Source organism: bacterium, assembly GCA_019695335.1.
In the GTDB taxonomy this organism is placed as follows: Bacteria; CLD3; CLD3; order SB21; family SB21; genus JABWBZ01.
On record JAIBAF010000019.1, the window covers coordinates 21,457 to 46,039 of the forward strand.

Annotated in this window: 22 protein-coding genes and 2 tRNA genes; 15 read left to right on the forward strand and 9 right to left on the reverse strand. The window is 40.2% G+C overall.

Annotated elements, in window-relative coordinates:
* Window positions 1-56: 56 nt before the first annotated feature.
* Window positions 57-129: transfer RNA gene (locus K1X84_06865), tRNA-Ala, on the reverse strand.
* 197 nt (window positions 130-326) lie between these two features.
* On the opposite strand from K1X84_06865, the gene K1X84_06870 reads away from it, so the two are divergent.
* The 15 genes from K1X84_06870 (at window position 327) to K1X84_06940 (ending at window position 13,988) form a co-directional block, all read left to right on the forward strand.
* Window positions 327-800, forward strand: coding sequence for a hypothetical protein (locus K1X84_06870; GenBank protein ID MBX7151344.1), 474 nt, complete (start codon window positions 327-329; stop codon window positions 798-800).
* 40 nt (window positions 801-840) lie between these two features.
* Window positions 841-2,205: a transcription termination factor NusA gene (gene nusA, locus K1X84_06875; GenBank protein MBX7151345.1), complete on the forward strand. Its 1,365-nt coding sequence runs from the start codon at window positions 841-843 to the stop codon at window positions 2,203-2,205.
* A 35-nt stretch (window positions 2,206-2,240) separates the two neighbouring features.
* On the forward strand, window positions 2,241-4,868 hold the full coding sequence (gene infB / locus K1X84_06880; GenBank protein ID MBX7151346.1) for a translation initiation factor IF-2: 2,628 nt from the start codon (window positions 2,241-2,243) through the stop codon (window positions 4,866-4,868).
* Window positions 4,869-4,872: 4 nt separating this feature from the next.
* Entirely contained in the window at window positions 4,873-5,154 is a 282-nt protein-coding gene (locus K1X84_06885; GenBank protein MBX7151347.1) for a DUF503 domain-containing protein, read from the forward strand.
* Window positions 5,155-5,176: 22 nt separating this feature from the next.
* Window positions 5,177-5,521: a 30S ribosome-binding factor RbfA gene (gene rbfA, locus K1X84_06890; GenBank protein MBX7151348.1), complete on the forward strand. Its 345-nt coding sequence runs from the start codon at window positions 5,177-5,179 to the stop codon at window positions 5,519-5,521.
* A gap of 43 nt (window positions 5,522-5,564) precedes the next feature.
* Window positions 5,565-6,254: a tRNA pseudouridine(55) synthase TruB gene (gene truB, locus K1X84_06895; GenBank protein ID MBX7151349.1), complete on the forward strand. Its 690-nt coding sequence runs from the start codon at window positions 5,565-5,567 to the stop codon at window positions 6,252-6,254.
* Window positions 6,241-7,167: a bifunctional riboflavin kinase/FAD synthetase gene (locus K1X84_06900; protein MBX7151350.1), complete on the forward strand. Its 927-nt coding sequence runs from the start codon at window positions 6,241-6,243 to the stop codon at window positions 7,165-7,167. Before truB ends, K1X84_06900 begins: the two co-directional genes overlap by 14 nt.
* A gap of 80 nt (window positions 7,168-7,247) precedes the next feature.
* Window positions 7,248-7,517: a 30S ribosomal protein S15 gene (gene rpsO, locus K1X84_06905; protein ID MBX7151351.1), complete on the forward strand. Its 270-nt coding sequence runs from the start codon at window positions 7,248-7,250 to the stop codon at window positions 7,515-7,517.
* Between the two features lie 86 nt (window positions 7,518-7,603).
* Entirely contained in the window at window positions 7,604-9,742 is a 2,139-nt protein-coding gene (gene pnp / locus K1X84_06910; GenBank protein ID MBX7151352.1) for a polyribonucleotide nucleotidyltransferase, read from the forward strand.
* 9 nt (window positions 9,743-9,751) lie between these two features.
* Complete coding sequence (locus tag K1X84_06915; GenBank protein MBX7151353.1) at window positions 9,752-11,074, forward strand: insulinase family protein; 1,323 nt, start codon at window positions 9,752-9,754, stop codon at window positions 11,072-11,074.
* Between the two features lie 30 nt (window positions 11,075-11,104).
* Window positions 11,105-12,220, forward strand: a complete 1,116-nt coding sequence (gene ald / locus K1X84_06920) for an alanine dehydrogenase (protein MBX7151354.1) — start codon at window positions 11,105-11,107, stop codon at window positions 12,218-12,220.
* Between the two features lie 71 nt (window positions 12,221-12,291).
* Entirely contained in the window at window positions 12,292-12,750 is a 459-nt protein-coding gene (gene dut / locus K1X84_06925) for a dUTP diphosphatase (protein ID MBX7151355.1), read from the forward strand.
* On the forward strand, window positions 12,722-13,483 hold the full coding sequence (locus K1X84_06930) for a polysaccharide deacetylase family protein (protein MBX7151356.1): 762 nt from the start codon (window positions 12,722-12,724) through the stop codon (window positions 13,481-13,483). Before dut ends, K1X84_06930 begins: the two co-directional genes overlap by 29 nt.
* A gap of 17 nt (window positions 13,484-13,500) precedes the next feature.
* Entirely contained in the window at window positions 13,501-13,833 is a 333-nt protein-coding gene (locus tag K1X84_06935; GenBank protein ID MBX7151357.1) for a MerR family transcriptional regulator, read from the forward strand.
* A gap of 81 nt (window positions 13,834-13,914) precedes the next feature.
* Window positions 13,915-13,988 (forward strand) — tRNA-Asp (locus K1X84_06940).
* A 36-nt stretch (window positions 13,989-14,024) separates the two neighbouring features.
* Here K1X84_06940 and K1X84_06945 read toward each other — a convergent pair.
* Genes K1X84_06945 through K1X84_06980 form a run of 8 tightly spaced genes read right to left on the reverse strand, consistent with a single transcriptional unit; the run spans window position 14,025 to window position 24,564 of the window.
* Entirely contained in the window at window positions 14,025-17,213 is a 3,189-nt protein-coding gene (locus K1X84_06945) for a hypothetical protein (protein MBX7151358.1), read from the reverse strand.
* A 9-nt stretch (window positions 17,214-17,222) separates the two neighbouring features.
* On the reverse strand, window positions 17,223-18,407 hold the full coding sequence (locus K1X84_06950) for an ArsA family ATPase (protein MBX7151359.1): 1,185 nt from the start codon (window positions 18,405-18,407) through the stop codon (window positions 17,223-17,225).
* Between the two features lie 5 nt (window positions 18,408-18,412).
* Window positions 18,413-18,940, reverse strand: a complete 528-nt coding sequence (locus K1X84_06955) for a thioredoxin family protein (protein MBX7151360.1) — start codon at window positions 18,938-18,940, stop codon at window positions 18,413-18,415.
* A complete protein-coding gene (gene tatC, locus K1X84_06960) occupies window positions 18,937-19,779 on the reverse strand; it encodes a twin-arginine translocase subunit TatC (GenBank protein MBX7151361.1) in 843 nt (280 codons plus the stop codon). Before tatC ends, K1X84_06955 begins: the two co-directional genes overlap by 4 nt.
* Window positions 19,779-20,213 (reverse strand): hypothetical protein, encoded by a 435-nt coding sequence (locus tag K1X84_06965; protein MBX7151362.1) that lies wholly within the window; start codon window positions 20,211-20,213, stop codon window positions 19,779-19,781. Before K1X84_06965 ends, tatC begins: the two co-directional genes overlap by 1 nt.
* A 21-nt stretch (window positions 20,214-20,234) precedes the next feature.
* Window positions 20,235-22,052 (reverse strand): carbamoyltransferase, encoded by a 1,818-nt coding sequence (locus K1X84_06970; protein MBX7151363.1) that lies wholly within the window; start codon window positions 22,050-22,052, stop codon window positions 20,235-20,237.
* A gap of 14 nt (window positions 22,053-22,066) precedes the next feature.
* A complete protein-coding gene (locus K1X84_06975) occupies window positions 22,067-23,071 on the reverse strand; it encodes a hypothetical protein (protein MBX7151364.1) in 1,005 nt (334 codons plus the stop codon).
* Complete coding sequence (locus tag K1X84_06980) at window positions 23,068-24,564, reverse strand: capsule assembly Wzi family protein (protein ID MBX7151365.1); 1,497 nt, start codon at window positions 24,562-24,564, stop codon at window positions 23,068-23,070. The genes K1X84_06975 and K1X84_06980 overlap by 4 nt, the downstream gene beginning before the upstream one ends.
* Window positions 24,565-24,583: the final 19 nt, after the last annotated feature.

The following is a 24,583-nucleotide window of genomic DNA, read 5'->3' on the forward strand; positions in this document are numbered from 1 at the left end:
TAAAAAAATGACCAACGAAATTATTCATTGGTCATTGTCGATTTGCATTGCAAAAGTGGAGACAAGGGGGGTCGAACCCCTGACCTCAAGACTGCCAGCCTTGCGCTCTCCCAACTGAGCTATGTCCCCAAATTAGTTCATTTTTGGACGCGCGTAATGTAGAAATTCAGCAATCGAAATGCAAGAACATTTTTGCCTTTAAGAAGAAATTTCCCTTGCAAACCGAATTTGTGTTTATTATATTCCGAAGCTTTCTTTTCCTATTACGGAGTGGGTTCGCAAGACCCACTTTTTTGTTTTATATCATGTAAATTTAAAGTTAACAAATGGATAATATCCATACAACGATTCTTAAAATTATTGAAAATCGATTGACCGGGACTCCTTTTAAATTGGTAGAATTAATGGTCAAACCGGTTAGCAAACGGCTTTTAGTAAGGGCATATATTGATAGTGAACAAGGCATTACTATCGATCAATGCAAGGATTTTAGCCGAGATTTTGCACAGGAAATTGATGTTCAAAATCTAATTGAAAATTATATTCTGGAAGTGTCATCACCCGGTGTTGATCGGCCGCTCAGGGAAGACTGGCAATTTCGTAAAAACACAGGCCGCACGTTGACGATTGACTACGTTAATGGGCAAAACATTGATGCACATGTCACAGGTAAATTAGATAAGTACGAAAACGGCATTGTATATATATTGCTTCCCGGGAAAAGAAAAAAAGATCCCGAAGAAATTTTAGAACTGCCGCTAGACAAAATCAAAAACGCCGCCGTTCAGTTGCAATGGTAAGAAATTTTAATTTAAATATCGCGAATTAACCGGAGGAAATATGAACTACAATACTGAAATTGTAGATGCGTTTTCGCAAATTGCCAAAGAAAAAAATATTGAAAAGGACGAGCTCAATCTGATCATCGAAGACATTTTCAAAATGATGATCAAGAAAAAATACGGAACGAGTGACAATTTTGACGTTGTGATCAATTTGGAAAAGGCCGCCATCGAGATTTACCAGACTAAAAAAGTCGTAGAAGAAGTTAACGATCCGATTATGGAAATTGATATCGACGCTGCCCGCCGAGTTGAACCGGAAATGGAAGTGGGCGATGATTTTATTGACGTCGTCGATCCTGCGAGTTTCGGCCGTCGCTTGATTATCAACGCCCGACAGACGCTAAACCAAAAAATCCGCGACATTGAACGTAAACTTCTTTTCGATGAGTTTTCTAACCGTATGGGAGAAATCGTTGTCGGAGAAATTCGCCAGATCAACCGGAATGAGATTTATGTTAGTTTCGAACGCACCGAGCTCGTGATGCCGAAAAACGAACAAATAGCCAACGAACGCTACAAGCGCGGTGAAACTATCCGCGCAATCATCAAAGAAGTAGTCGATGATCCTCGCGGTCCACGTATCATAGTATCGCGTTCAGAACCGATGTTTTTGATCCGGCTTTTTGAAAATGAAGTACCGGAAATTTATGATGGCATTATCGAAATCAAAGCTATTGCGCGCGACCCGGGTGAACGCACTAAAATTGCCGTTTTTTCAAATGATAAACGTATTGATGCTGTTGGAGCTTGTGTCGGCATGAAAGGCGTTCGTATTCAGGCGATAGTTAAAGAATTGAACAACGAAAAAATTGACATTATTAGCTGGAATTCCGATCCCGAAATTTTAATTTCCCGCGCTTTGAGTCCGGCCAAACCGCTTCGTATCGAAGTGGACAGCAATGATCGCAAAGCGCTTGCCGTGATCAATGATGATGAAATGTCGATTGCCGTCGGACGCCATGGACAAAATATCAATCTGGCTTCGCGGCTAACCGGTTATGAAATCCAGACTATCAAATATTCCGAATTGAGTGCTGATACCGAAGAAAAAGAAGAAACGACTGAAATATCAGAAGACGAAGTCGTATCCGAGGAAGAAGTTGATCAAACACAAGAAAACGCTATGGACGAAGAAGTCGTTCAAGACGAAAAGATGAGCGAGGAAGAGATTACAGAAGAAACATTGATCAATGACATTAAAGGTGTGGCCAAAGCGGCCGCTGAAAAATTCGCCGAAGCCGGTTTTGTTAAGCTCGGCGATATTACTAATACGGATGATTTAAAGAAAGTAGAAGGTGTTTCGGATAAATCCATGAATAAACTCATCAGTACGTTGAACAAATTACAAGTTAAAGAATAAGTTCTTAAACATTCTAAGAAGATTGTCAAAATTATATGGCGAAAACAGGTAAAAAGATTTTTCAGTTAGCTAAAGAACTGCTGGTCGGCCATGCGGAGATTATCGAGTTTCTCCAGAAAAACGGATTTAAATCCGTGAAAAGCCACATGAGTGCTGTGGACGATGAGATGCTCGAAAAAATCATGGCACGTTTCAGTAAAGAGAAGAAACACGCCGAAAGTTATCAAAAACAGAAGAAAAAAGATAAGAAAGAAGAAGAACAGCCGACGCTTTTCGAGCAGCCTACAACGGCTGTCGAAACGAAAGAAGAAACGCCGGTTACTCCCATTGAAGAAATTCAACCGGTAACGCTTGAATCTGAAAAAGAGGAAACGCCGGTTGCTGAAATTGCAACGGAAGTCAAAGCTGAGACTAAAACCGATGTTAAGATTGATCATCGTGTCGGAGTGCCCTTACGTGGAACTGATTTGCGCACGGATGAAACTACGGATAAAAAAGAAGCCGTTGTCGATATCGGGAAGAAAAAAGTCGACTTGCTTGAATCACTTAAGTCGTCGCAAAAATCAATTGAAGAATTTAAACATGCATTTGAGAAAGCTCGCCAACAGTTGGAACGTCAGGCCATGAAGGACGAAACAGGCGGCGACGCACGGAATAAGAAAAAGAAAAAAGGAAAAGGCGATGATGAACCGGATGTGTTAGCGGTTGAAGAAAAATCCGGACGCCACAAAAAGAAAAAACGTAAAAAAACCAAAATCGACGAAAAAGACGTTGAGGCCGCCATTCGTGAAACTCTGGCGAAGATGGAAGATTCCAAAACACTCGGTGAAGAACGCCAGTTACGCAAAAAACGCAAACGGGCTGAACGTGAAGCTGAAGAAATGGAAACGACCGAAGAAGAAATCAATATTCTCAAGGTGCAGGAATATATATCCGCACATGAACTGGCCGATCTCATGGAAGTGGAAGTTGCGGAAGTTATTAAAACCTGTTTGTCGCTGGGATTGATCGTATCCATCAACCAACGTCTGGATATGGACACGATTACATTGGTCGCCAGTGAATTCGGATACCAGATTGAAAAAGCGGAAGCTTTTGATACGGAAGAATTGGAAGAAGAGGAAGAAGAGATTGAAAAAGAAATGAAGCCGCGAGCGCCGATCGTGACGATCATGGGTCACGTTGACCATGGGAAAACCTCGTTGCTCGATTATATACGCCGTGCCAACGTAGTAGCAGGGGAAGCGGGAGGAATTACTCAGCACATTGGTGCGTATGAAGTTGAATTACAAGATAAGCGCAGAATTACATTTTTGGACACGCCGGGTCACGAAGCTTTTACAGCCATGCGCGCGCGCGGTGCACAGGTTACGGATATCGTTGTCATTGTTGTTGCTGCAGACGACAGCGTTATGCCGCAAACCGTCGAAGCGATCAACCACGCTCAGGCGGCTAACGTACCGATTATTATTGCCATCAATAAAGTTGATAAGCCCGAAGCAAATCCGACGCGTATCCGCACGCAACTATCGGAGAAGAATATCCTGGTTGAAGACTGGGGCGGTAAATATCAATGTGTTGAAATTTCTGCCAAAAAAGGACTTAACGTTGAACAACTGCTCGAAAAAATTCTGCTTGAAGCGGAAGTGATGGAATTGAAAGCTGCCATCAATGTCCGTTGTAAGGGAACGGTCGTTGAATCGCGATTGGACAAGGGTCGGGGCGCCACGGCGACGATTTTGGTCGAAGAAGGAACGTTGTCTGTCGGTGAACCATTTCTCTGCGGTATTTTTGCAGGACGTGTTAAAGCGATGTTCGATGAGCGGGGAAATACGCTCAAAAAAGTCGGCCCTTCACAACCGGTTCAGTTGATAGGATTCGACGGTACGCCACAAGCGGGCGATCAATTTGTAGTGACCAAGAACGAAAAAATTGCCCGTGAAATGGCCATCAAACGTCAACAATTGAAGCGAGAGCAGGATCATCGTCGTGTTCGTCTGATGACGCTGGATGAGATTTCCAAACAAGTTCGTGAAGGCAAGGTTGAAAATCTGCCGATTATTCTCAAAGCCGACGTGGACGGTTCGGCCGAGGCGCTCAGCGATTCGATCCAGCGTCTGTCGACTGGTGAAGTGAAAGTTAATATTATTCACCGCGGTGTCGGCGTGATCACAGAATCCGACGTACTTCTTGCTGCGGCGTCTAATGCCATTATCATAGGATTCCATGTACGACCGAATCTCAATGCCCGTAAATTGGCTGAAAAAGAAAATATCGATATCCGGTACTACAATATTATTTACGACTGCATTGAAGATATTCGCAAAGCGCTGGAAGGCTTGCTTGAACCTGAATTCGAAGATAAGGTTACCGGAACTGTTGAAATTCGTGAAATCTTTAAGATTTCAAAAGTTGGAACTATTGCCGGATGCTATGTCCTTGACGGAAAGATCAACCGCACGCAGCCTATACGGCTCTTGCGCAATGGTGAAGTTGTACACGAAGGTAAACTGGCTTCACTCAAACGTTTTAAGGACGACGCGCGTGAAGTTGCTGCAGGATTTGAATGCGGGCTTACTATTGACAACTACAATGACATTAAGGCCGGCGACGTGGTAGAATGTTACGAGCGTGTTGAAACCAAACGTACTTTAACGGTGTGATCGGATGTTAGTTGGTGTATGCAAGCTGGAACTGTTCATTCATTCCAGCGGATCGCTCAAGGAAAAAAGATTTGTCGTCAAAAGCATCAAAGACAAAGTGATGCATAAGTTCAACGTGTCAATTGCCGAAGTAGATCATCTGGATAAATGGCAATTGGCTTGTTTAGGTATAGCAACCGTGACGAATGAACATAAAATGATTGACAATACTTTTTCTGAGATATTTCGGCTGATTGAACAGCGTGGCGATGTTGAAATCACGTCACGAACGATTGATATTTATTAACGACTTCCGCCAGAAAGATTTTATGAAACAACGAGCCAGGCGAATTTCAGAAATGATCCAACGCGAGATCGGACAGATCATTAATTTTGAAATGCGCGATCCGAGGATGAAAAACCTTACCATTACCGGCGTACAATTAAGTGATGATTTAGGATATGCTAAAATTTATTACGTAACGACCGGAACGGAAGCGGAGTTGAAACAGGTTAAAGAGACGCTGCTCCATGCACAAGGATTTCTCAGGACTAAATTAGGCGAGCGTATCGACATGAAATACGTTCCGCAAATTAAATTTTTCTTTGACGACAGTTTAGCCCATTCTGCACGTATGGACGAATTATTCAGGGAAATAAAAACCGGTGAATAAATTCGATTTTCCCGTTATTACCCTATCGACGTACTCTCAAACGATTCCAGACCAAAAACTTTTTGACGCCGGCACGGCGATTCTGATCGATAAGCCTGCGACATGGACATCGTTCGACGTTGTGAATAAAATCCGCAATATCAGTAAAGCAAAAAAAGTCGGACACTGCGGAACACTTGATCCGTTTGCGACCGGATTATTAATCATTTGCACCGGCAAAGCTACAAAATTCGTCGAAACATTTTTAGGACTTTCGAAAGAATATATCGCTGAATTTGAATTTGGCAAAACGACCGATACGCTCGATGTCGACGGAAAAGTAATTGAAGAAAAACCGGTGGACGATTTGGGAACCGATCAATTGCAATCAGTTTTGGACAATTTCATTGGTGAGATCGAACAGATACCGCCTCAATATTCTGCAATCAAAGTCGGCGGGGTGCCGCTTTACAAAAAAGCACGAAGAGGAGAATCGGTTGAAATTCAGGCGCGGTCGGTTAGAATTGATGCTTTTAAAATTCTGCAAATTGAAAAGAAAATAGTTACTGTTTGTATAAAATGTTCTAAGGGTACTTATATCAGAGCTTTGGCTCGCGATGTAGGTCAGCAAATAGGTTGTGGTGCGTATGTGAAAAATCTTCGGCGTACTATGATAGGCAATTACCAGATTACGGATGCGCTGACTTTAGATGAATTGAAAAACTGGATCCAATCGGTTCATGCAACTCATTAAAGATATAAATAAGTTAATGAAATTGCCGTCGTCCGTGACAATCGGAACGTTTGACGGAGTTCATGTTGGACACAGAAAGATTATTTCCCAATTAAAGGGTTACAATAAAAACTTACGCAATGTCGTGGTGACGTTTGAACCTCATCCTCAAACAGTGCTGCATCCGACCCGTCCTGAAATTTACATTCTGACGACATTGGAAGAAAAAGCGGCAATCTTTGAGTCGCTAGGCGTCGATGTGCTTTTTGTTGTAAAATTTGATGAACAAATGGCATCAAAAACCGGTGAAGAATTTGTTAAAGAAATTTTAATTAATGCCATTGGAATGAAACATTGCGTCATCGGTCACGATCATGCTTTTGGAAAGAATCGAAGTGGGAATTATCAAACACTCATGGAATTATCCAAATCGCTTGAATTTACGGTTGATAGAGTTGAGGCATTTGAACAGTCGGATATTATCGTCAATAGTACAACGATCCGAAAGTTCTTATCGGGAGGTGATGTAAACCGAGCGGCCGACTTATTGGGTAAGTATTATACAATGTCGGGTCTTGTTATTCGCGGGGACGGCCGGGGACGGACCATTGGTATCCCTACAGCAAATTTACAAATTGACCATCCAAAAAAATTGATACCGCGAAATGGTGTGTATGCGACACGTCTGATTCTCAATGAAAAAAAGTTTCCTGCCGTAACCAACATCGGTACTCGACCGACTTACAACGGCCAGTCGGTTTCGATTGAGACGCATATTTTGAATTTTGATAAAGATATTTACGATCGGCCGATTCAATTGGAGTTCAGCAACCGTATCCGTGATGAGAAAAAATTTGCTTCCCCGGATGAACTGGTTGCGGCTATTCGATTGGACATCGATGTTGCTATAAAACAAGGGCTTACAAATATTTGATTTTATAAGATTTTATTTGATTTATACATTTATTTTTTATATAATTGGCGATTATTAAAAATAAGGAGAATCACGTAATCATGGCAGTGACAAAAGAAATGAAAATTGAGCAAATCAAAAAATACGGAGGCTCAACCAACAATACCGGAGCTACGGAAGTTCAGATTGCTTTGCTCACAACTCACATTAATGAATTGACTAAACATTTGCAGACGCATGCAAAAGACCATAGTTCGCGGCGATCGCTATTGAAGCTCGTCGGGCAGCGCAAGAGGCTGCTGACGTATTTAACGAAGAAAGATATTGAAAAATATCGCTCGTTAATCAACGAACTCGGTATTAGAAAATAATCACCAAAACAAAAGTTAAACTGTGATGTTTAACTTTTGTCGTTTTATAATAAAAATCTTTGCGAGAGTAAAGTGTAGGAGTTTGAATGATTTTCAAAAAAGAAATGGAAATCGGCGGTAAAGTGTTAAGCATTGAAACCGGTCGTGTTGCAAAACAGGCAGACGGTGCGGTGATTGTACGGTACGCCGATACGATGGTGCTGGCCACGGTAGTTTCAAGTAAAGAACCCAAAGAAGGTGCGGATTTTTTCCCGCTTTCAGTCGATTATCGTGAGAGCGCTTTTGCGGCCGGTAAAATACCTGGTGGCTTTTTTAAACGTGAAGGCCGTCCGAGTGAAAAGGAAATTCTTAGCAGCCGATTAATCGACCGGCCCATACGCCCGTTGTTTCCTGAAGGATATATTTTCGATACGATCGTTAACGTTCAGGTTATTTCGAGCGATCAGGAAAACAATGCTGACGTATTGGGTGGTATCGGAGCGTCTGCTGCATTAGCGGTCAGCGATATTCCGTTCTTCGGCCCTATTGCTTCCGTTCGTGTAGGCCGTATCAATGGGCAATTCGTCATTAATCCAACGTTCAAAGAATTGGAAACAAGCGATATGGATATCGTTGTTTCCGGAACGAAAGATTCTATTGCAATGGTGGAAGGCGAGTCACAGGAAATTTCTGAAGATGATATGCTCAACGCTATTCAGCATGCTCATTCTGTTATAAAAAACATTGTTGCGTTGCAGGAACAATTAGCTGCAGCAGTTAATAAACCTAAGCGTACATTCGAAGTTCCGGCGCTCGACAAGGAACTTATGAATAAAATCGTTGCGATTGCTAAACCTGTCGTAGCTTCCGCAGACCGTATCATCGACAAGGCAGAACGAAACGGCAAACTGAAAGAGTTAAAAAATTCTTTGATAGAACAATTCAAAGAAACGAACCCGGAAGTTGAAGCATTTATTCCGAAAATTATTGATGATCTGCAGTATGCCGATATGCGTCGAATGATTTTGGAAGAGAAGCGCCGGTTAGATGAACGCCGCACGATCGATATCCGTCCAATTTCCTGTGATATTATGTTATTGCCACGGGTGCATGGCTCGGCTTTATTTACGCGCGGGCAAACACAGGCTTTGGTTTCAGCGACGTTGGGTACAAAAATTGACGAGCAATTTATCGATGGTGTTGATGGTGAAACATCGAAACGATTCATGTTACATTATAATTTTCCCGGTTATTCAGTTGGCGAGGCAAAGATGTCTCGAGGGCCTGGCCGTCGTGAAATCGGTCACGGGAATTTGGCGGAACGTGCGTTGAAAGCTGTTTTGCCCAGCGAGGCTGATTTTCCGTACACCATTCGCGTTGTGAGCGATATTCTTGAATCCAACGGATCGAGTTCAATGGCATCAGTATGCGGCGGTTCCTTATCGCTAATGGATGCCGGCGTGCCTGTTCGTTCATCGGTCGCAGGGATTGCGATGGGGCTGATCAAGGAAGATAATAGTTATGCGATTCTGAGCGATATTCTTGGTGATGAAGATCATCTTGGCGATATGGATTTTAAAGTAGCCGGTACGCGTAAAGGTATCACTGCGTGCCAAATGGATATTAAAATCAAAGGTATTTCCGCTGAAATTATGCGTGAAGCTTTGCAACAAGCCAAAGATGGCCGTATGCACATTTTGGGCATAATGGAACAAACCATTGCCCAAGCTAAACCGGATATTTCGCCTTACGCTCCGAAGATTACAACCTTGAAGATCAAAGTCGATCAGATCGGATTAGTCATCGGTCCTGGTGGAAAAACAATTCGAGATATTGTAGAGAAATCAGGGGCTAAGATTGATATCGCTGAAGACGGTACGGTCTTAATTGCATCGGTCAATTCTGAAGGTAGTGAAATTGCAGTGCGATTAATTCAAGGCCTTACTGCTGATGCCGAAATTGGTAAAACCTACAAAGGTATTGTTAAGAAAATAACCGATTTTGGTGCATTCCTCGAAATATTGCCAGGCAAAGAGGGATTATTACATATTTCAGAAATTGATCACAAACGGGTTCAGCGTGTTGATGAATATATGAAGCTGGGTGATGAAGTTGAAGTGCTCTTACAGGAAATTATCAATAAAGACGGTAAGACAAAATACGAACTCAGCCGTAAAGCGCTGATCAAGCGCGAAGGTCACGATGATCACGCGCATCATCATGACAAAGAACACGCGAAAAAGTAAAGGCTTCCATTGAGAAGACGCAAGCACATCGCCGCTCCTTTTGTAGAGACGCGGTCATTGCTCAGTACAAAAACACTGTATGATGACAATAATTATGTAAAACATAAGCTGGACAACGGTCTTACGCTCATCTCTCAATACATGCCTCATTTGAAATCGATTGCGATCGGAGCGTGGGTTTTAGTGGGCAGCCGATACGAAAAGCGTAGCAACATTGGCATTTCTCATTTTATTGAGCATTCGGTCTTTAAAGGAACGAAAAAACGCAATCCGTTGCAAATAGCCAAAAGTCTCGAAAACGTTGGCGGTAGTCTCAATGCCTTTACCAGTAAAGAGCATACATGTTATTACGCCAATATCTTGAGTGAAGATCTGCCTCTTGCCGTCGATGTCATTTCTGATTTAGTGACGAATGCGACTTTTCTGGAGAAAGAAATTGACAAAGAAAAGTTAGTTGTTATTGAGGAAATCAAGGATACAGAAGATACACCGGAGGAATTTATTCAGGATTATTTCTATTCGCGTGTTTTTCCGGAACATCCTCTCGGGCATGGGATACTTGGAACTAAGGAAACCGTAGATCATTTCACGCAAGAACAAATCGACGCCTATTACTCAAAATATTACGTCCCATCCAATATTGTTGTCTCTGTCGCTGGTAATTTCAATCAGGATGAACTTCTCAAAATAGTTCATAAACGATTTAAATTTCGCCAAAATACAGCCAACCGTTCTTACTGGCCTAAAGGATTTGAAAAATATCAATTGCGTAAATTCAAAGGCGAGCGAGATATGATTGAGAAAAATATTTCTCAAGCTCATATTTGTATGGGGCTGCCAATTAAAATTTCGTATATGCATAATAAAAAATTCGAGTTATTGGCGCTGAATACGATCTTGGGTGGGGGAATGAGTTCTCGGTTATTTCAAAAAGTTCGTGAACGGCACGGATTGGCCTATTCTATTTACAGTTTTGTCGATTTTATGTATGATACCGGATTATTTGGAATTTACTGGTCAACTGACAAAACCAAATTGGATAAAGCAGTTGAACTCGTAAAAAATGAATTAAAAAGAATGACCAGTCAGCCGATTAAAAAGAACGAGCTTAAAATGGCTAAATCGCAAATCAAAGCCAATCTGCTCTTCGGCTTAGAAAGTACATCGACCCGAATGATACGATTGGCCAAGAATGAAATTTATCTCAAAAAGAAACTTAATATTGCTGATATTACGGAATATATCGACAATATTACTCTTGATGACATCAATGAAGTTGCTGCAACACTGTCGGATAAAGTTGAGTCGATGCAAGTTTCGATACTCTGCTGATACACACATAGTTTAAATAGGAGATCAAGCATGATCGTAGGGGTTCCCAAGGAAATAAAGACGAAGGAAAATCGGGTTGGATTGTTACCGGTCGGCGTTTCAGAACTCAAGAAAAACGGCCACACAGTGTTAATTGAAAATAATGCAGGCGTAGGTAGTGGTTTTGATAATGATGCCTATATTAAAGCCGGCGCTGAAATCGTTCCGACAGCGAAAGACGTTTATGGCCGGGCTGATATGATTGTCAAAGTCAAAGAACCGATCAAGCCGGAATATGAACTCTTACGGGCTGGCCAGATTGTATTTACGTATTTCCATTTTGCGGCGGATCGTGCTTTAACCGAAGCCGTTATCAAATCGAAATGTGTAGCCATTGCCTATGAAACGGTACAACGCACCGATCGCAAACTGCCGCTATTAGATCCGATGAGTGAAGTTGCGGGAAGAATGGCCGTGCATGCCGGCGCAAAATATTTGGAAAAAACGTATGGTGGGCGAGGATTACTGCTCAGCGGCGTTCCGGGTACTGAACCGGCCACGATCGTGATCATTGGTGGTGGAGTGGTAGGAACGAATGCGGCTAAAATCGCCGCCGGTTTTGGCGCACGAGTCATTATCCTCGATATCGATTTATATCGTTTGCGGTATCTTGATGACATTATGCCTAAGAACGTGCATATGATGATGTCCAATGGCTATAATATCGGAGAAGTAATCAAACAAGCGGATTTAGTAATCGGTGCCGTTTTGATTCCCGGCGCCAAAGCGCCGAATCTTGTAACGCGAGACATGTTGAAAACGATGAAACCCGGTGCTGTTGTTGTGGATGTGGCCGTAGATCAAGGCGGTTGTTTCGAAACAACAAAACCTACAACCCATGAAGAGCCTATCTTTATTGTTGAGAATATTGTTCATTACTGCGTAGCCAATATGCCTGGCGCGGTTCCTTTTACCTCAACTATTGCTTTGACCAATGCTACGTTACCGTACGCCGTAAGTCTTGCCAATAAAGGATGGACGAAAGCAGTCAAAGATAACAAAGAACTGTTATTAGGCTTAAACGTGGTCGATGGAAAAGTCGTTTATAAAGGCGTTGCCGATGCTTTTAATCTGGAATATCATCCGGTAGAAACAGTGGTGAAATAAAATTGAACAAAACAAAATGAATAAAAAGGCGACTTGATAGGTCGCCTTTTTTGTATTAATTTGAGATTAGTATGGAAGAAAAAATTAAAATCAAAATATCGTTTACTCCGGATCGCAAAGAAGATGTACCGCTTCCAAAATATATGACCGAAGGAAGCTCGGGGCTTGATCTATGTGCGGATGTTGACGATTTTCTTACGATTAATTCGCAAGAAGTGGTTGGCATTCCAACGGGATTACGTTTGGAAATTCCTCAAGGCTATGAAGGACAGATTCGGCCGCGAAGCGGATTGGCGGCTAAATTCGGCGTAACCGTCATAAATACTCCAGGAACCATTGACAGTGACTATCGAGGAGAGATTAAAGTACTGCTCATCAATATGTCTACTGTGCCATTCATAGTGCATCGTGGAGACCGAATCGCTCAGATTGTTTTTAGCCCTGTCATTCGTGCAGAATTAGATTTTTCCGAACAACTAGACAACACAAAAAGAGGCGACGGTGGATTTGGGCATACCGGAACAAAATAACATTCCTATTTTGGTGTATCACAAAATAGACAATCGGATGGATTTTGGCATATCGAGTGTGACACCAAACATGTTTGAACTGCATATTAAAGAATTGTACAACTTGGGGTTCCAATGTATAGGAATCTCTGAAAGCTTTAATCAATCGAGCAAAATTAAGGGGTGCTGTATCGTATTTGATGATGCTTATGAAAATGTATATATAAATGCTTTTCCTATCCTCAAAAAGTACGGTTTCACGGCAACAATAGCCGTTATAACGGATTTCGTTGGAAAAAATAACAGTTGGGATGTACATTTTGGCTATAAATTTAAACACGCAACATGGGAGCAACTTAAAGTATTGGTTGAGAATGGATGGGAAATAGCTTCTCATACCTGCTCCCATAGAAGTTTGACTATGCTCCAACGAAATGAAATTAAAAATGAAGTATTGGATTCAAAAATAGAACTTCAGAATAGGCTAAATATTGCTGTTCGGCATTTGGTTTATCCTTTTGGACGTTTTAACAATAAAATAATGCAAATTACAGCGGCTTCCGGATACAATTCAGCCGCAGGATTTAAAACAAGTTCGTATGGTAATCAGTATTGTTTGCCTCGTCAGGCCGTTTATAGAACCGATAGAAGCATTATAAACAAAATTCATGGGTCCATGCTTGAGACGGCAAAAACCTGTATTATCAATTTATGTTCAAATGCAACCATTGCAGTGAAAGAGTTGATGCCTTAACATTCTGAGGTGTTACTATGCAAGAAGAAATTAAAAAATTGTATTATTCGATCAGCGAAGTAAGTGAAAGAACAGAACTTAAGCAGTATGTTTTACGGTATTGGGAATCGGAGTTTGATCAACTCAAACCAATCAAGAACCGATCGGGAAATCGGATTTATACTGATGAAGATATAGCGATGATTCTTCAGATCAAAAAATTGTTGTATGAAGAAAAGTTTACAGTGGAGGGCGCTAAACGCAGACTTACGGAATTAGAAGAGCAGGGAACTGTGCAAAATACCGGAGCCGACCAATTGATGAAAGAAATCAATCATGAATTGAATGAAGCCCTCAAAAAATTAGGATAGCAGTTCATAATTTTAAAAAAGCCTAAAAATATCTTGATTTTCGAAAGCAAATGTATTACAATTACGCCGCTTTCGGAAAACGGGCGCGTAGTTCAATTGGTTAGAGCACTGCCCTGTCACGGCAGAAGTTGCGAGTTCGAGCCTCGTCGCGCCCGCAAAAATCCATCAGAATTTCTGATGGATTTTTTATTTTAGTCAAATAATGAAAAACCAAAAAGGATCGTTAGGTAGTATCTCCATTCTTTACCATTTAATACTGTCTGGTTTTGTTTGATCAAATTACCGGTGTTAATGTCCTGTTTAGTGATAATGGGACCATTGCTTATAAACTTATCCAGACCATACGCAGCGCTGAAAGTAACGCGTGTAGGGTAAACATAAAAAGAGTTGAATTCGATACGTATCTCGCCTCCAATGTCTTTTTTGAAGTGGTTAAACTGATCGAATGATGTTTTATTGCTCCAGGCATTACCATAACCGAAATAAAAAGCTCCGAAAATTTTATCTAAATAAAGAAAACCTAAGGAACGATCTATACGCCTGAAAATGGGAAATCGATAATAGCTTGTTAATAAAGCCATCCGGCTACCTTCGATACTATAGTATGAATAGCCTTTAAGTCCAATCAAGCCGCCGCCAAAAAAATTGTAAAAGCTGTCTACTTTAGTGGGAACAATTCCTCCTTGAAAATTGATATCCAATGTATGACTGGTTCCTGGTATTTTTATAAATTCATTCCAATATCCTTCCAGGCGATGATGGAAGGCCTTTTGATAGAGCACGGCCGATGAACCGGTGTTTGAATTAAATGCAAACCCTTCGAAAAGGTGATCCAGATTGTAACCGTATTTAAAATTGATTTTTCTACCACCGCGAGGATTGATGTCATAATCGACCGAAGGTTTAAGTGATGACCATTTCCAACTTACAGAAAAATCGTTCCCGTAAAAGTATTTAATATTACCCGTTGAAGGAATTTTAGTATATTCACCGCCTTCAAATTCCTTCCCTTTGATTTTTACAAAATATTCACTATGCATGAAGTTTAAACGAATATCTCTTGGTGAGATCAGGCTTAAGTCTATTCCGGTGTCTACTTCGCGTAATTCGAATCGGTTGGTTTGAATAGATTCATATTTGACAATATCGTCATTTGAAGGATCAACATTGTCATGAAAAGTTTTTGATCGTGTCACATTGTACAATTCAAGAAATAGGGTTGGTCCAAAACCTCCAAATTCAAAAATACCAAACAAATCGCGATCAAAATCAGTTAAATTGAACAGTATTCCCCCAAAAAATGACGATTTATTCAGAACATCGCTCGAATAAAAGTATGCGCCGGGCTTGAAGGTGCCGTAATCAATTCTGGCAACCGGTAAAATTGAGAAATCCAAAAAAGTAGTTCTGTAGTTAGCAACAGAATCAAATATCGGTGTTACTGAATCGTTGTAACTTTTTGGATATGTTGCAAACCGCGTTGGATAAAAAGTTTGGTCAGTTAAATTTGGATTTTTGATGGGGTATGTTGCATTAGAGGGTTCTATAGCAACTTGATTTGACAAATAGTTCAGCTGATAGCCTATATCGCGGTAAAGTGTAAAACTGATTGTACCATTGGGGGAAACTGTCGGGTAAAAAGCCCCACCAATGACATTGGTTAGCAAAAATTTTTGATTATTAGATAAATCCAATTTATAAATATTAAAAATGCCTGTTTCATCGCTTGAATAATATAGTGAATTTCCATCCTGGCTTATAACCGGTGAACGTTCGTCATAAGGTTTATCGAGTACCATTTGCCATTGGCCGGTTTTCGCATCAATTATAGCGATGTCGCGACCATCGTCAATGGAAGTATCAAAAAAAATTCGCTGTCCGTTCGGATGAAAGATGGGTTTATATATCTGACGTCCATCATCAAATTGTGTCAACCACTTAACTTCAATATCGTCAGTAACAAATGGATTTTTATCATTTTTTCCGCTTAATGTACGTAAGTCAACCGGTAAGTGAGTTAATAAAATCAGATTATTAGTGCCATCTTGGTTTAATACTCCTACAATAGTCTGGCCGTCTGGTGAAAATGCAGGAGCGGATAGCCGTAATCCATACGTGATGCGTGTCTCTTTTTCTTTTTCCAAGTCATAGATGTAGATATCGTTAACCTGAGAACGATAGTCGTTGTAATGCAAATTTTTTGCATAGGTCAGATAACGTCCATCGTGTGACCACGAAACAGAACCTTCGACATCATTCGTTATTTTCTTAAGCGATTGTTTTTTGATATTGAAGAGATACAGAGCTGTTTGACTCAAATAATCGTTATCGCGGTTAGAAATAAATGCCACGATATTGCCGTCGGGAGAAAACGCCGGAAAAAAATTGCCGGTGCTTTCTTTTTCAATGGCGGTTCCTTCAGTAGCGTTTTTCTTGATATTTTCTGTTGATGACAGATACTGAGTTGTTAGATATTGTATCCAATCTTTGTACAATTCATTTAAAGGTTGACCAGTTGCTTCTTTAACTGCGGCCTCAAACGAAACCAATTTTTTTTGGTTATTGACAGTGATTCTTTCAATGACGTTTTCACCAAATCTTGAAGCGAGGTAGCTAATAAACGCATAACCTGCGTTGTAGGCTGATTCATTGCCGATACTGTTCTTACCAAATGTACTCATTTGTGTTAAAGAGAGCATTTGGCCCGATAGAATTCGTGAACGAAGAATCATATCGCGATGCGAATCCCAATATTCGTAGTCGAGGTTTTTTTGCTGATATTGAGCGACACCTTCGGCAAACCACACGGGAATTGAGAGGGTTGAGACGGGGTACGAAGCGATAATATTAGGAAACCCACGTAAGACATCCTGTCGGCGCTCTTTCTCATAACCAATATATTGTAAATATACGGCCGGAAAATGACGAGACAATTTCATCGATGCCTGGATAGATACCATGTGCGTAAACTCGTGCGTTACAACGTTGCGAAGCCAATTGTGTGCTCCGCGAAGTTCAAAATTTAAACTTGACGCCCAGATTTCTATTTTATTATCAAAATAATAAGCGCCGCCGTTAGAATAATCATCGGTATCGCGAATAATAAAGTGGACTCGTTCGGGCCGATATTGATAAAGCTGAGTAATCGGCTCATAGATTTCTTCTGCAATTTTTGCAACCAATTTGGCCGTTCGTACCGGCCCTTTAAATTCGGGATGATCTTTGGAATAAGCATTGTCATGGTAATGTATGTCGAAATGCTTTGTTTTGATAGTATACCAATTGATTTCGCGATGTGACCAAGATTCAGGCTGCGCGGCAAGCGAGCTGGCCAATAAAAGTAGATTGGAAACTATGAGCGTAATAAAAGCGTTTTTCATTTAATTATTTTAGTTTCTTTGAAATTTGACATGAATCCATCCGTCGGTATATACCGCGTTGGTAGGAGATAATCCTGAGAGAGAATCGGGGATGATAAATGATCGTAGTTGATTTCCAATTTGGATTATGAGTTCGTTGCCACGCGTTGTCAATTCAATCAGACCGGGCTTAATAAAAGGGGCTTGCACAGCAAATATTTTTTCTTTTTTTGTTACAATAACTTTTACCGGGCGTTCGGTATAAAATAATTCTGTCGGATCAAGTTTATCATAAAGGCATTCGGCGAGTTGTTTGAGCATGGAAATTCCGATGACTTCTTCTTTAAAAAATGGAATGGTTTTTATGGGAAGAGGACTAAATAGTTCATGCACACTTTTCAAATGCCGTTGTTGTAAACTATACCAATCATGAAAATAACTACCTTGAACGATGTCAGGAATCACTCGATTGACGATAACACAATCAACCGTAATTCCAAATAGATTCAAGTAAGTTAAAGCTCTTTGAGACTCACTGATGATCATTTTTTCTGGATTCAGAACAAGTCGTGTTGAGGTAACAGTATCGAATTCAAAGATTTTTCGGATGTCCAGAAGTTTCTCTAAAAGCGCTTCCCATGATTTTGCAACTTCTTCAGGGGCAACGACTGCCCGTAAAGATTTCGACATTTTAGATGCTGGACGAATCACCGGAGACACCAGGTATTTCTCAAGATAACGAGTGATCTTGAGCGTTAATGAAATAGCATCTGGTAGGCTTAAAAGCCTTAAACTCTCTCCGGTTGGTGCCATATCGACAATAATGACGTCATACTTTTGCGATTGATGAAACTCTCTGATCCGCAATAAGCTGAAAAGATTGTCCATTCCGGGAATTGTCGCGAGTTCACCGGCAAGCGAGGCATCCGCACCCATAGAAATAATGAGAGACGATAAATAATCTCTGATTTGACCCCAATTTGAATTCAATTCGAAGTAGGGATCGATTTCAAATGCTTCAAGATTGGACTGTAAGGGTGTCACGTCCTTTTCGATCGTACATTCAAAAGTATCTGCAAGACTATGAGCGGGATCAGTGCTCATGATCAATGTACGGTATCCGCTTTGGGCTGAACGCAATGCTGTCGCTGCGGCTGTCGTTGTTTTGCCAACACCGCCTTTGCCTGCAAAAAAGATAATCCGGGTTTTATTCAATAAGGCTACCTTTGCTTCGACAGAATATCGAGGATGTCTTCTTCCAAAGTTTCGTGAAAAGGATTTTCAACAATGCGGCCTAATTCTTTGCCATTAACATAAAATATCATAGTTGGAACATGGCTAATTCCTAGTCTGGAAGTTTCACCGTTTTTATCACGTTTGGTTCGGTCTACACCATGTAAATGGCACTGGATATGAGGATTATTAGCCATAGCAAAAATTTTGAGAAATGGTGGCACATCGCGTTTTGAATCAGAGCACCAGGTACCAAGATACGTCTCGATAGAAAGGTTATTTGAGAAACTCTTTAGAAAATCGATAGCGTTTTGTGAGGGTTGATAGGAATCAAAAGATGCCTTAAATATTGTGAACTCATTCATAAGTTCGTTCTGGGTAAAGTCTCCTATGAGCATTCGTTCACCATTGACCATCTCTACATGAGATGTCTGAACTTCATGTTTAATTGGTTTTGTACTGCACGAGGATAATATCAGAATGAGGGCGAATCCTATCGCTACATTTACTTTCATGAACTTTCTTTCCTTTTTTTCCGACTTACGGCTGCAGAAACCCATATACTGACTTCGTATAAAACAATGATGGGAACCGCCACGACAAATAACGTAATCATATCGGTTGTTGGAGTTACGACTGCGGAAATGAACAAGGAACCTATAACCGCATGACGCCAATATTTTCTGAGGAATGATGAAGATAATATTCCGATTTTTGTCAAGAAATAGGATAATACCGGTAGCTCAAATGTAATACCGCTGATTAACATAAAGCCGCTTACAAAACCTAGATAGGCATCTAAATCGATCATATTTTCGACAACAATTCCAAGTTCCGGATCAATTGAACCCATTGAAAGAAGAAAATTTAGAGTAATTGGAATTACAACTATATAGGAGAAAAAAGCTCCTAACATGAAAAAAAATGTAGCAAACAGAATGACCGGAATGGCATAGCGGCGTTCTTTTTTTCGTAAACCAGGCGAAATAAACCGCCAAAGTTGAAATAAGATGACCGGCAAACTAAAAATAATTCCGGCTATCAGACCTACTTGAATTTTTACCATCATCAAGCCTTGGACTTGAGTAATAACAGGTCTCATCATTTCAATCGGAGGTTTAAGGCCCGGGAGCAAAATAGGGGGATAGAGCAGAAATTTTATAATTTCGTTACTAAATGCGAACGACAACATCATCATGACCAAAACGGAAAGAATAATTTTTATGAGTCGTTGCCGTAATTCATCTAAGTGCTCAAGGAAAGACATTTGCTGTCCAGCAATTCCTTCTTCAGAATCATTTTCAGGTTCGAAGGCCGTTTGGCTTTGCCTTGCTGGGACCCGTGTCTCTTCCATTAAAACAATCTTTCATATTTCTCTTTTGAGAAAGCAGTTACTTCTTTTTTAAACCAATAAGTAGAACTTTTTTTGTCAATGCGTTTACCCAAAAGATCTTTACGAAATAATCTTGTTATTAAACCTACTGGGATAAAGAAAATCGTAAACAAGAATATTAAAATTAGTTTGGATACGAAATATCCGATGATCATGGATATAAAAGTCAAACCGTAATAGATCGGAAAAAGTATCATTGGAACTACAAAAGCAAGGAGCGCTGAAACTGTTCCTGCGATACCAAACCAGGTCCACAAAGCATTGGATTTATAAAATAAAAAGCCTGAAATCAGTAAAAGAAAAATCGATAAAAATATTCCAAATTTTCGTACCGATTTAACATTCCGGTCGATTCCGGAAATTTCGTGCCTAATATCATTTATAATAGCTTTCATAATTATTTCCTTTTTATTCGATCAATCAAGTTCAAATTCTTTCATCCATTCTTTATTATCTTCAGACGGTGTTTGATCCGTTTTGCTTAATATGAAATTCCCTAAAATCAAGTAGTCCATCTCTGTTCTCATGAAACATCGGTAAGCGTCTTCCGGAGAGCACACAATGGGTTCGCCACGTACATTGAACGATGTATTGACGATGACAGGGCATCCGGTCTTTTCATAAAATGCCCGAATCAATTCATAATAAACACCGTGAACTTCTTTGTGTACCGTTTGAATACGTGCTGAATAATCCACATGCGTAATTGCTGGAACATCGGAACGGGGTATATTTAATTTATCAATTCCAAAAAGTTTTTCTTGCTGCTCGGTCATTGAAATCCTGCGGTTTTCCTTAACGTCTGCTACCAACAGCATGTATTTACTATCATAATTGACATCAAAATAGTCCGACATCTTTTCACGTAATACACTCGGAGCAAACGGCCTGAACGATTCCCGATATTTAATTTTAAGATTCATGACTGATTGCATTTTAGAAGAACGAGCGTCTCCAATAATACTACGAGCTCCTAAAGCTCTGGGTCCGAATTCCATTTTTCCTTGAAACCATCCTATTACTTTTTCTTCCGCTAAAAAGCCGGCAACCTGATCGACCATTTTCTCTTTTGTACATTTTTGGAAGGTTATATTTTTGCTGACAAGGAAATGCTCGATTTCTTCATCGGAATATTCGGTACCTAAATATGAAGCGAATTGGGAATCATCTTTTTCAACATTCCTGGTATTGCCTAAATATTGATACCAAACGAACATTGCGGCTCCTAAGGCACTGCCTGCATCGCCGGCGGCCGGTTGGATCCAGATGTCATCAAAAATTTTTTCTTTGAGTAATTTTCCATTCGCAACGCAATTGAGAGCAACGCCGCCAGCCAAACAAAGGTTTTTTTGTCCGGTCGCTTTACGTACATGCTTGGCTATTCTCACCATAATTTCTTCAGTTACTACTTGAACTGATTTGGCCAAATCCATTTCGCGCTGAGTCAACATTGATTCGGGTTTGCGCGGCGGTCCTCCGAAAAGACGATGAAATTTTTCGTTGGTCATAGTTAAACCTGCCGCGTAATTGAAATATTCCATATTGAGCTTAAATGAGCCGTCATCTTTTAAATCAAGTAGGTGATTATAGATCAAATCCACGTACTTTGGTTCGCCATACGGCGCCAAACCCATAACTTTGTATTCGCCTGAATTGACTTTAAATCCTGTGTAGTATGTAAAAGCAGAATAGAGGAGGCCCAAAGAATGTGGGAAATGAATCTCATAATCAATTTGAATCTGATTACCTTTACCGGTCCCAAAGCTCGTTGTAGTCCATTCGCCGACACCGTCAACCGTCAAAAAAGCAGCTTCCTGGAATGGCGAGGGATAAAATGCAGCGGCAGCATGGGATTCGTGATGTTCGGGATATATAATCTTTCCTTTGAAGCCGTTAAGCTCTTCCATAATTAATTCCGGCATCCATAGTTTTTTTCGGATCCATTGAGGCATAGCCTTTAAGAACGAATTAAGCCCGATCGGAGCATACGTGAAATAGGTTCTCAGGAGCCTTTCAAACTTTATAAGTGGTTTTTCATAGAATGCAACATAATCGATTTGCTCCGGGCTGATTCCGGCTGTTTTTAAACAAAAAGCAACCGCATTTTTTGGGAAATTATCATCGTGTTTTTTTCGTGTAAAACGCTCTTCCTGTGCAGCCGCTATAATCCGTCCATCTTTAACTAGAGCCGCGGCAGAATCGTGATAAAAACTTGAGATACCTAAGATATTCATTTACTTATTCCATTTTATTGATAGTTCATAAAAAGTTTTTTAAAAATCTCATCAGCCATTATTTCATGTCCAATTTCAGTAGGATGCCCACCGTCGACATATAAATCTTTATCTTTCTGAGTGCGGAAAGGTAGCATAAAATCAACCGTTGGTATGTGGTTTAACTCGGCGATTTCTTTCATCGCCATTTGATGTTTAGAATAACGGATAGAATCAGCGGTGATTTGGTTTTTCGTTACCGTAATCATAAATACAGGTGTTGCATTCATTTGTTTAGACGTTTCAATGATACTCTGCAAGTCCTCCTGATAGATCGTAAACGCATCATCGGCTATCCATGTAGGGTCTTCAGTAACTTTCTTTGCAAGCTTTACGTACTGACTTGAAAAATTATATTCGACAACAAAATGATAAAGCGCGATATTTCTTAATATATTCTTTATTTTCATTGAGAAAAAGACCTGATCTTTGATTTCCTGAGGACTTCTGGGATTGACCCTTTTTCCTTCATTGAACGTATGAGAAATCAACACCATATCGGGGTTCCATTCAACTCCATCGGATTTCAGATATTCAAGTTCCTGTGCAATAGAGTATCCGATAACTCCCGCGTTGATGACTTCGAATTTTTTTGATGGATACGATGCCGTTAATTTTTTTTCAAGAACTTTTGAATATGTGTCCTCTTGGCTTACGCCCCATCCGTAAGTGCAGGAGTTCCCTAAAACAAGAATTCTGAAAGTACCACTGGGTTTTGGCTTTTCAAATTCACGATCCCTAAGGCCAGCAGAATTTATATAAACCGGTTTATTTCCAAATTTAGTAAATGTTTTTTGATTCGGTTTGAGTCTCCATATTAGGTTCTGATCCGGCAGGTATGTCTCTACATTTCCGTAGCCAATCATACGCAGAATAATTTCCATTATGAGTAAAATGAAAAATATACTGCCCATGGAGATCAGCAAATTTTGTTTTAAAGTTGATTTTGTTTTTGTAGGTATTTGATCAGGGTGATTCATTGTATGGATTTTGAATATTGAATGATCCAATTAATTCCGACTGATGCTTCCAGGAAATTTTTGTTTTTTGACAGGTGATTATATTTTTTGAATCGACTCAACCCAATCGTCGCATCCGCCGTCAGCCTTGGAAAGGGTTGATAGAAGGTATTGAAGGAGATAGCCATTTTATCCTGGGTTTTGCCTGAGGGAAATGGCAATTTCACAAACGTCGAATCTTCAAAATCGTTACTTTGCAATGTTCTTTCACCCTCACGAGCAAAGACGGCTTCTATAGAAAAAATAAACTTGGGAAATCCAAAATAACGGCAACTTAATGTCCAATTATCTTGATCGTTATTTGTGGCGCCTAAGCCACGTTCCAGGAAAGTGTAAGCTTGCCATGGGCGCTTTTGCTTTACATTGTAAGTGTAACTTCCCAAGCGTTCATATTCTATGTTTATTTGAGCTTCTCGGATGCCAATGTCATTTACTTGAAAACCAAACAAAAAGCCTAACCGGTCGGAAGATGTTTTTCGATTAGGGGCCGGTTTATCAGCGCCATCCAAAATAAAATCATCGATTAGAAGTTGGCCTTTGAAATTAAATTGTTTAATCGGAATAAAGAAGTCCAGAGCAACATTTTCGTTTGCTTCTTTCTTATCGTTCAATTGCGCTGCTGCGAAAATACTAAAAGGATTTAAATACACTAGTTCAATTGGTTGATTCACTCCGCCATAGACGACAGATTCGGTAATACCGAAATTCATACCATTATTTAATTTTATATCGAGCCTGTGAGCTGAAAAATAGCGGGTAGCGTTTTGAATATTATCTAATTTTGCAAACAAACTTCTGAAAGCGATATGTTTTGTTTGAAAAGAAAAATTTATTTTGTCATAAGTGTACGGGTTACCGGATAAAATTAAACTTCGATCAGGAAATGGAGACCAATTTTCTGCATAACGGCCAATTCCAAAATTCATCTTTCCAAATTGCCAGAAGCCGTAAGCATCTTCAAGTCGTGCGGCTAAATATTGAGTTGTTCGTCCGGAATATGTTGTATCATTAAGAATACCGTTGTCGACTCTTCCTCTGGCTGACACCGAGAAATGCTTCATTGAATAATTTATTTCAGGAAACAAAGCCCAATCTATTTCATTGTCACCATTAAATCTGTAGGTATTCATAGTACCGGTAACACGTGAATCCAGTTGTACGTTTTCAAAATTATGATCGCTATCCAATAACAACAACTCAGAATGAAATTCTTCTTTTAAAGATTTAATCCAAAACAGTTCTGCTTGTGACAGGATTGTTTCATCAATAGCTTTGAGCTCTTTGGCGATGTCTATGCGTTTATATGGTTTGGCGGATCGAAACAAAGAGCGAAAAAAGCCGCGATCCTCCAAAATTGAAATATACCGGTAAGCCCAGTGATCAAGGTAGAGAAAAGTAGACGAATAACCGCTTTCTCCTGCTTCTTGCCCCAACGCAGTTTTTGTTTCGATCAAACTAATAGTCAAGGTTATT

Bases quoted from the DNA above. Each gene is read 5' to 3' on its own strand.
- K1X84_06870 (MBX7151344.1), top strand. From the start codon at position 327: ATGGATAATATCCATACAACGATTCTTAAAATTATTGAAAATCGATTG.
- nusA (MBX7151345.1), top strand. From the start codon at position 841: ATGAACTACAATACTGAAATTGTAGATGCGTTTTCGCAAATTGCCAAA.
- infB (MBX7151346.1), top strand. From the start codon at position 2,241: ATGGCGAAAACAGGTAAAAAGATTTTTCAGTTAGCTAAAGAACTGCTG.
- K1X84_06885 (MBX7151347.1), top strand. From the start codon at position 4,873: ATGTTAGTTGGTGTATGCAAGCTGGAACTGTTCATTCATTCCAGCGGA.
- rbfA (MBX7151348.1), top strand. From the start codon at position 5,177: ATGAAACAACGAGCCAGGCGAATTTCAGAAATGATCCAACGCGAGATC.
- K1X84_06900 (MBX7151350.1), top strand. From the start codon at position 6,241: ATGCAACTCATTAAAGATATAAATAAGTTAATGAAATTGCCGTCGTCC.
- rpsO (MBX7151351.1), top strand. From the start codon at position 7,248: ATGGCAGTGACAAAAGAAATGAAAATTGAGCAAATCAAAAAATACGGA.
- pnp (MBX7151352.1), top strand. From the start codon at position 7,604: ATGATTTTCAAAAAAGAAATGGAAATCGGCGGTAAAGTGTTAAGCATT.
- ald (MBX7151354.1), top strand. From the start codon at position 11,105: ATGATCGTAGGGGTTCCCAAGGAAATAAAGACGAAGGAAAATCGGGTT.
- dut (MBX7151355.1), top strand. From the start codon at position 12,292: ATGGAAGAAAAAATTAAAATCAAAATATCGTTTACTCCGGATCGCAAA.
- K1X84_06935 (MBX7151357.1), top strand. From the start codon at position 13,501: ATGCAAGAAGAAATTAAAAAATTGTATTATTCGATCAGCGAAGTAAGT.
- K1X84_06945 (MBX7151358.1), bottom strand. From the start codon at position 17,213: ATGAAAAACGCTTTTATTACGCTCATAGTTTCCAATCTACTTTTATTG.
- K1X84_06955 (MBX7151360.1), bottom strand. From the start codon at position 18,940: ATGAAAGTAAATGTAGCGATAGGATTCGCCCTCATTCTGATATTATCC.
- tatC (MBX7151361.1), bottom strand. From the start codon at position 19,779: ATGGAAGAGACACGGGTCCCAGCAAGGCAAAGCCAAACGGCCTTCGAA.
- K1X84_06965 (MBX7151362.1), bottom strand. From the start codon at position 20,213: ATGAAAGCTATTATAAATGATATTAGGCACGAAATTTCCGGAATCGAC.
- K1X84_06970 (MBX7151363.1), bottom strand. From the start codon at position 22,052: ATGAATATCTTAGGTATCTCAAGTTTTTATCACGATTCTGCCGCGGCT.
- K1X84_06975 (MBX7151364.1), bottom strand. From the start codon at position 23,071: ATGAATCACCCTGATCAAATACCTACAAAAACAAAATCAACTTTAAAA.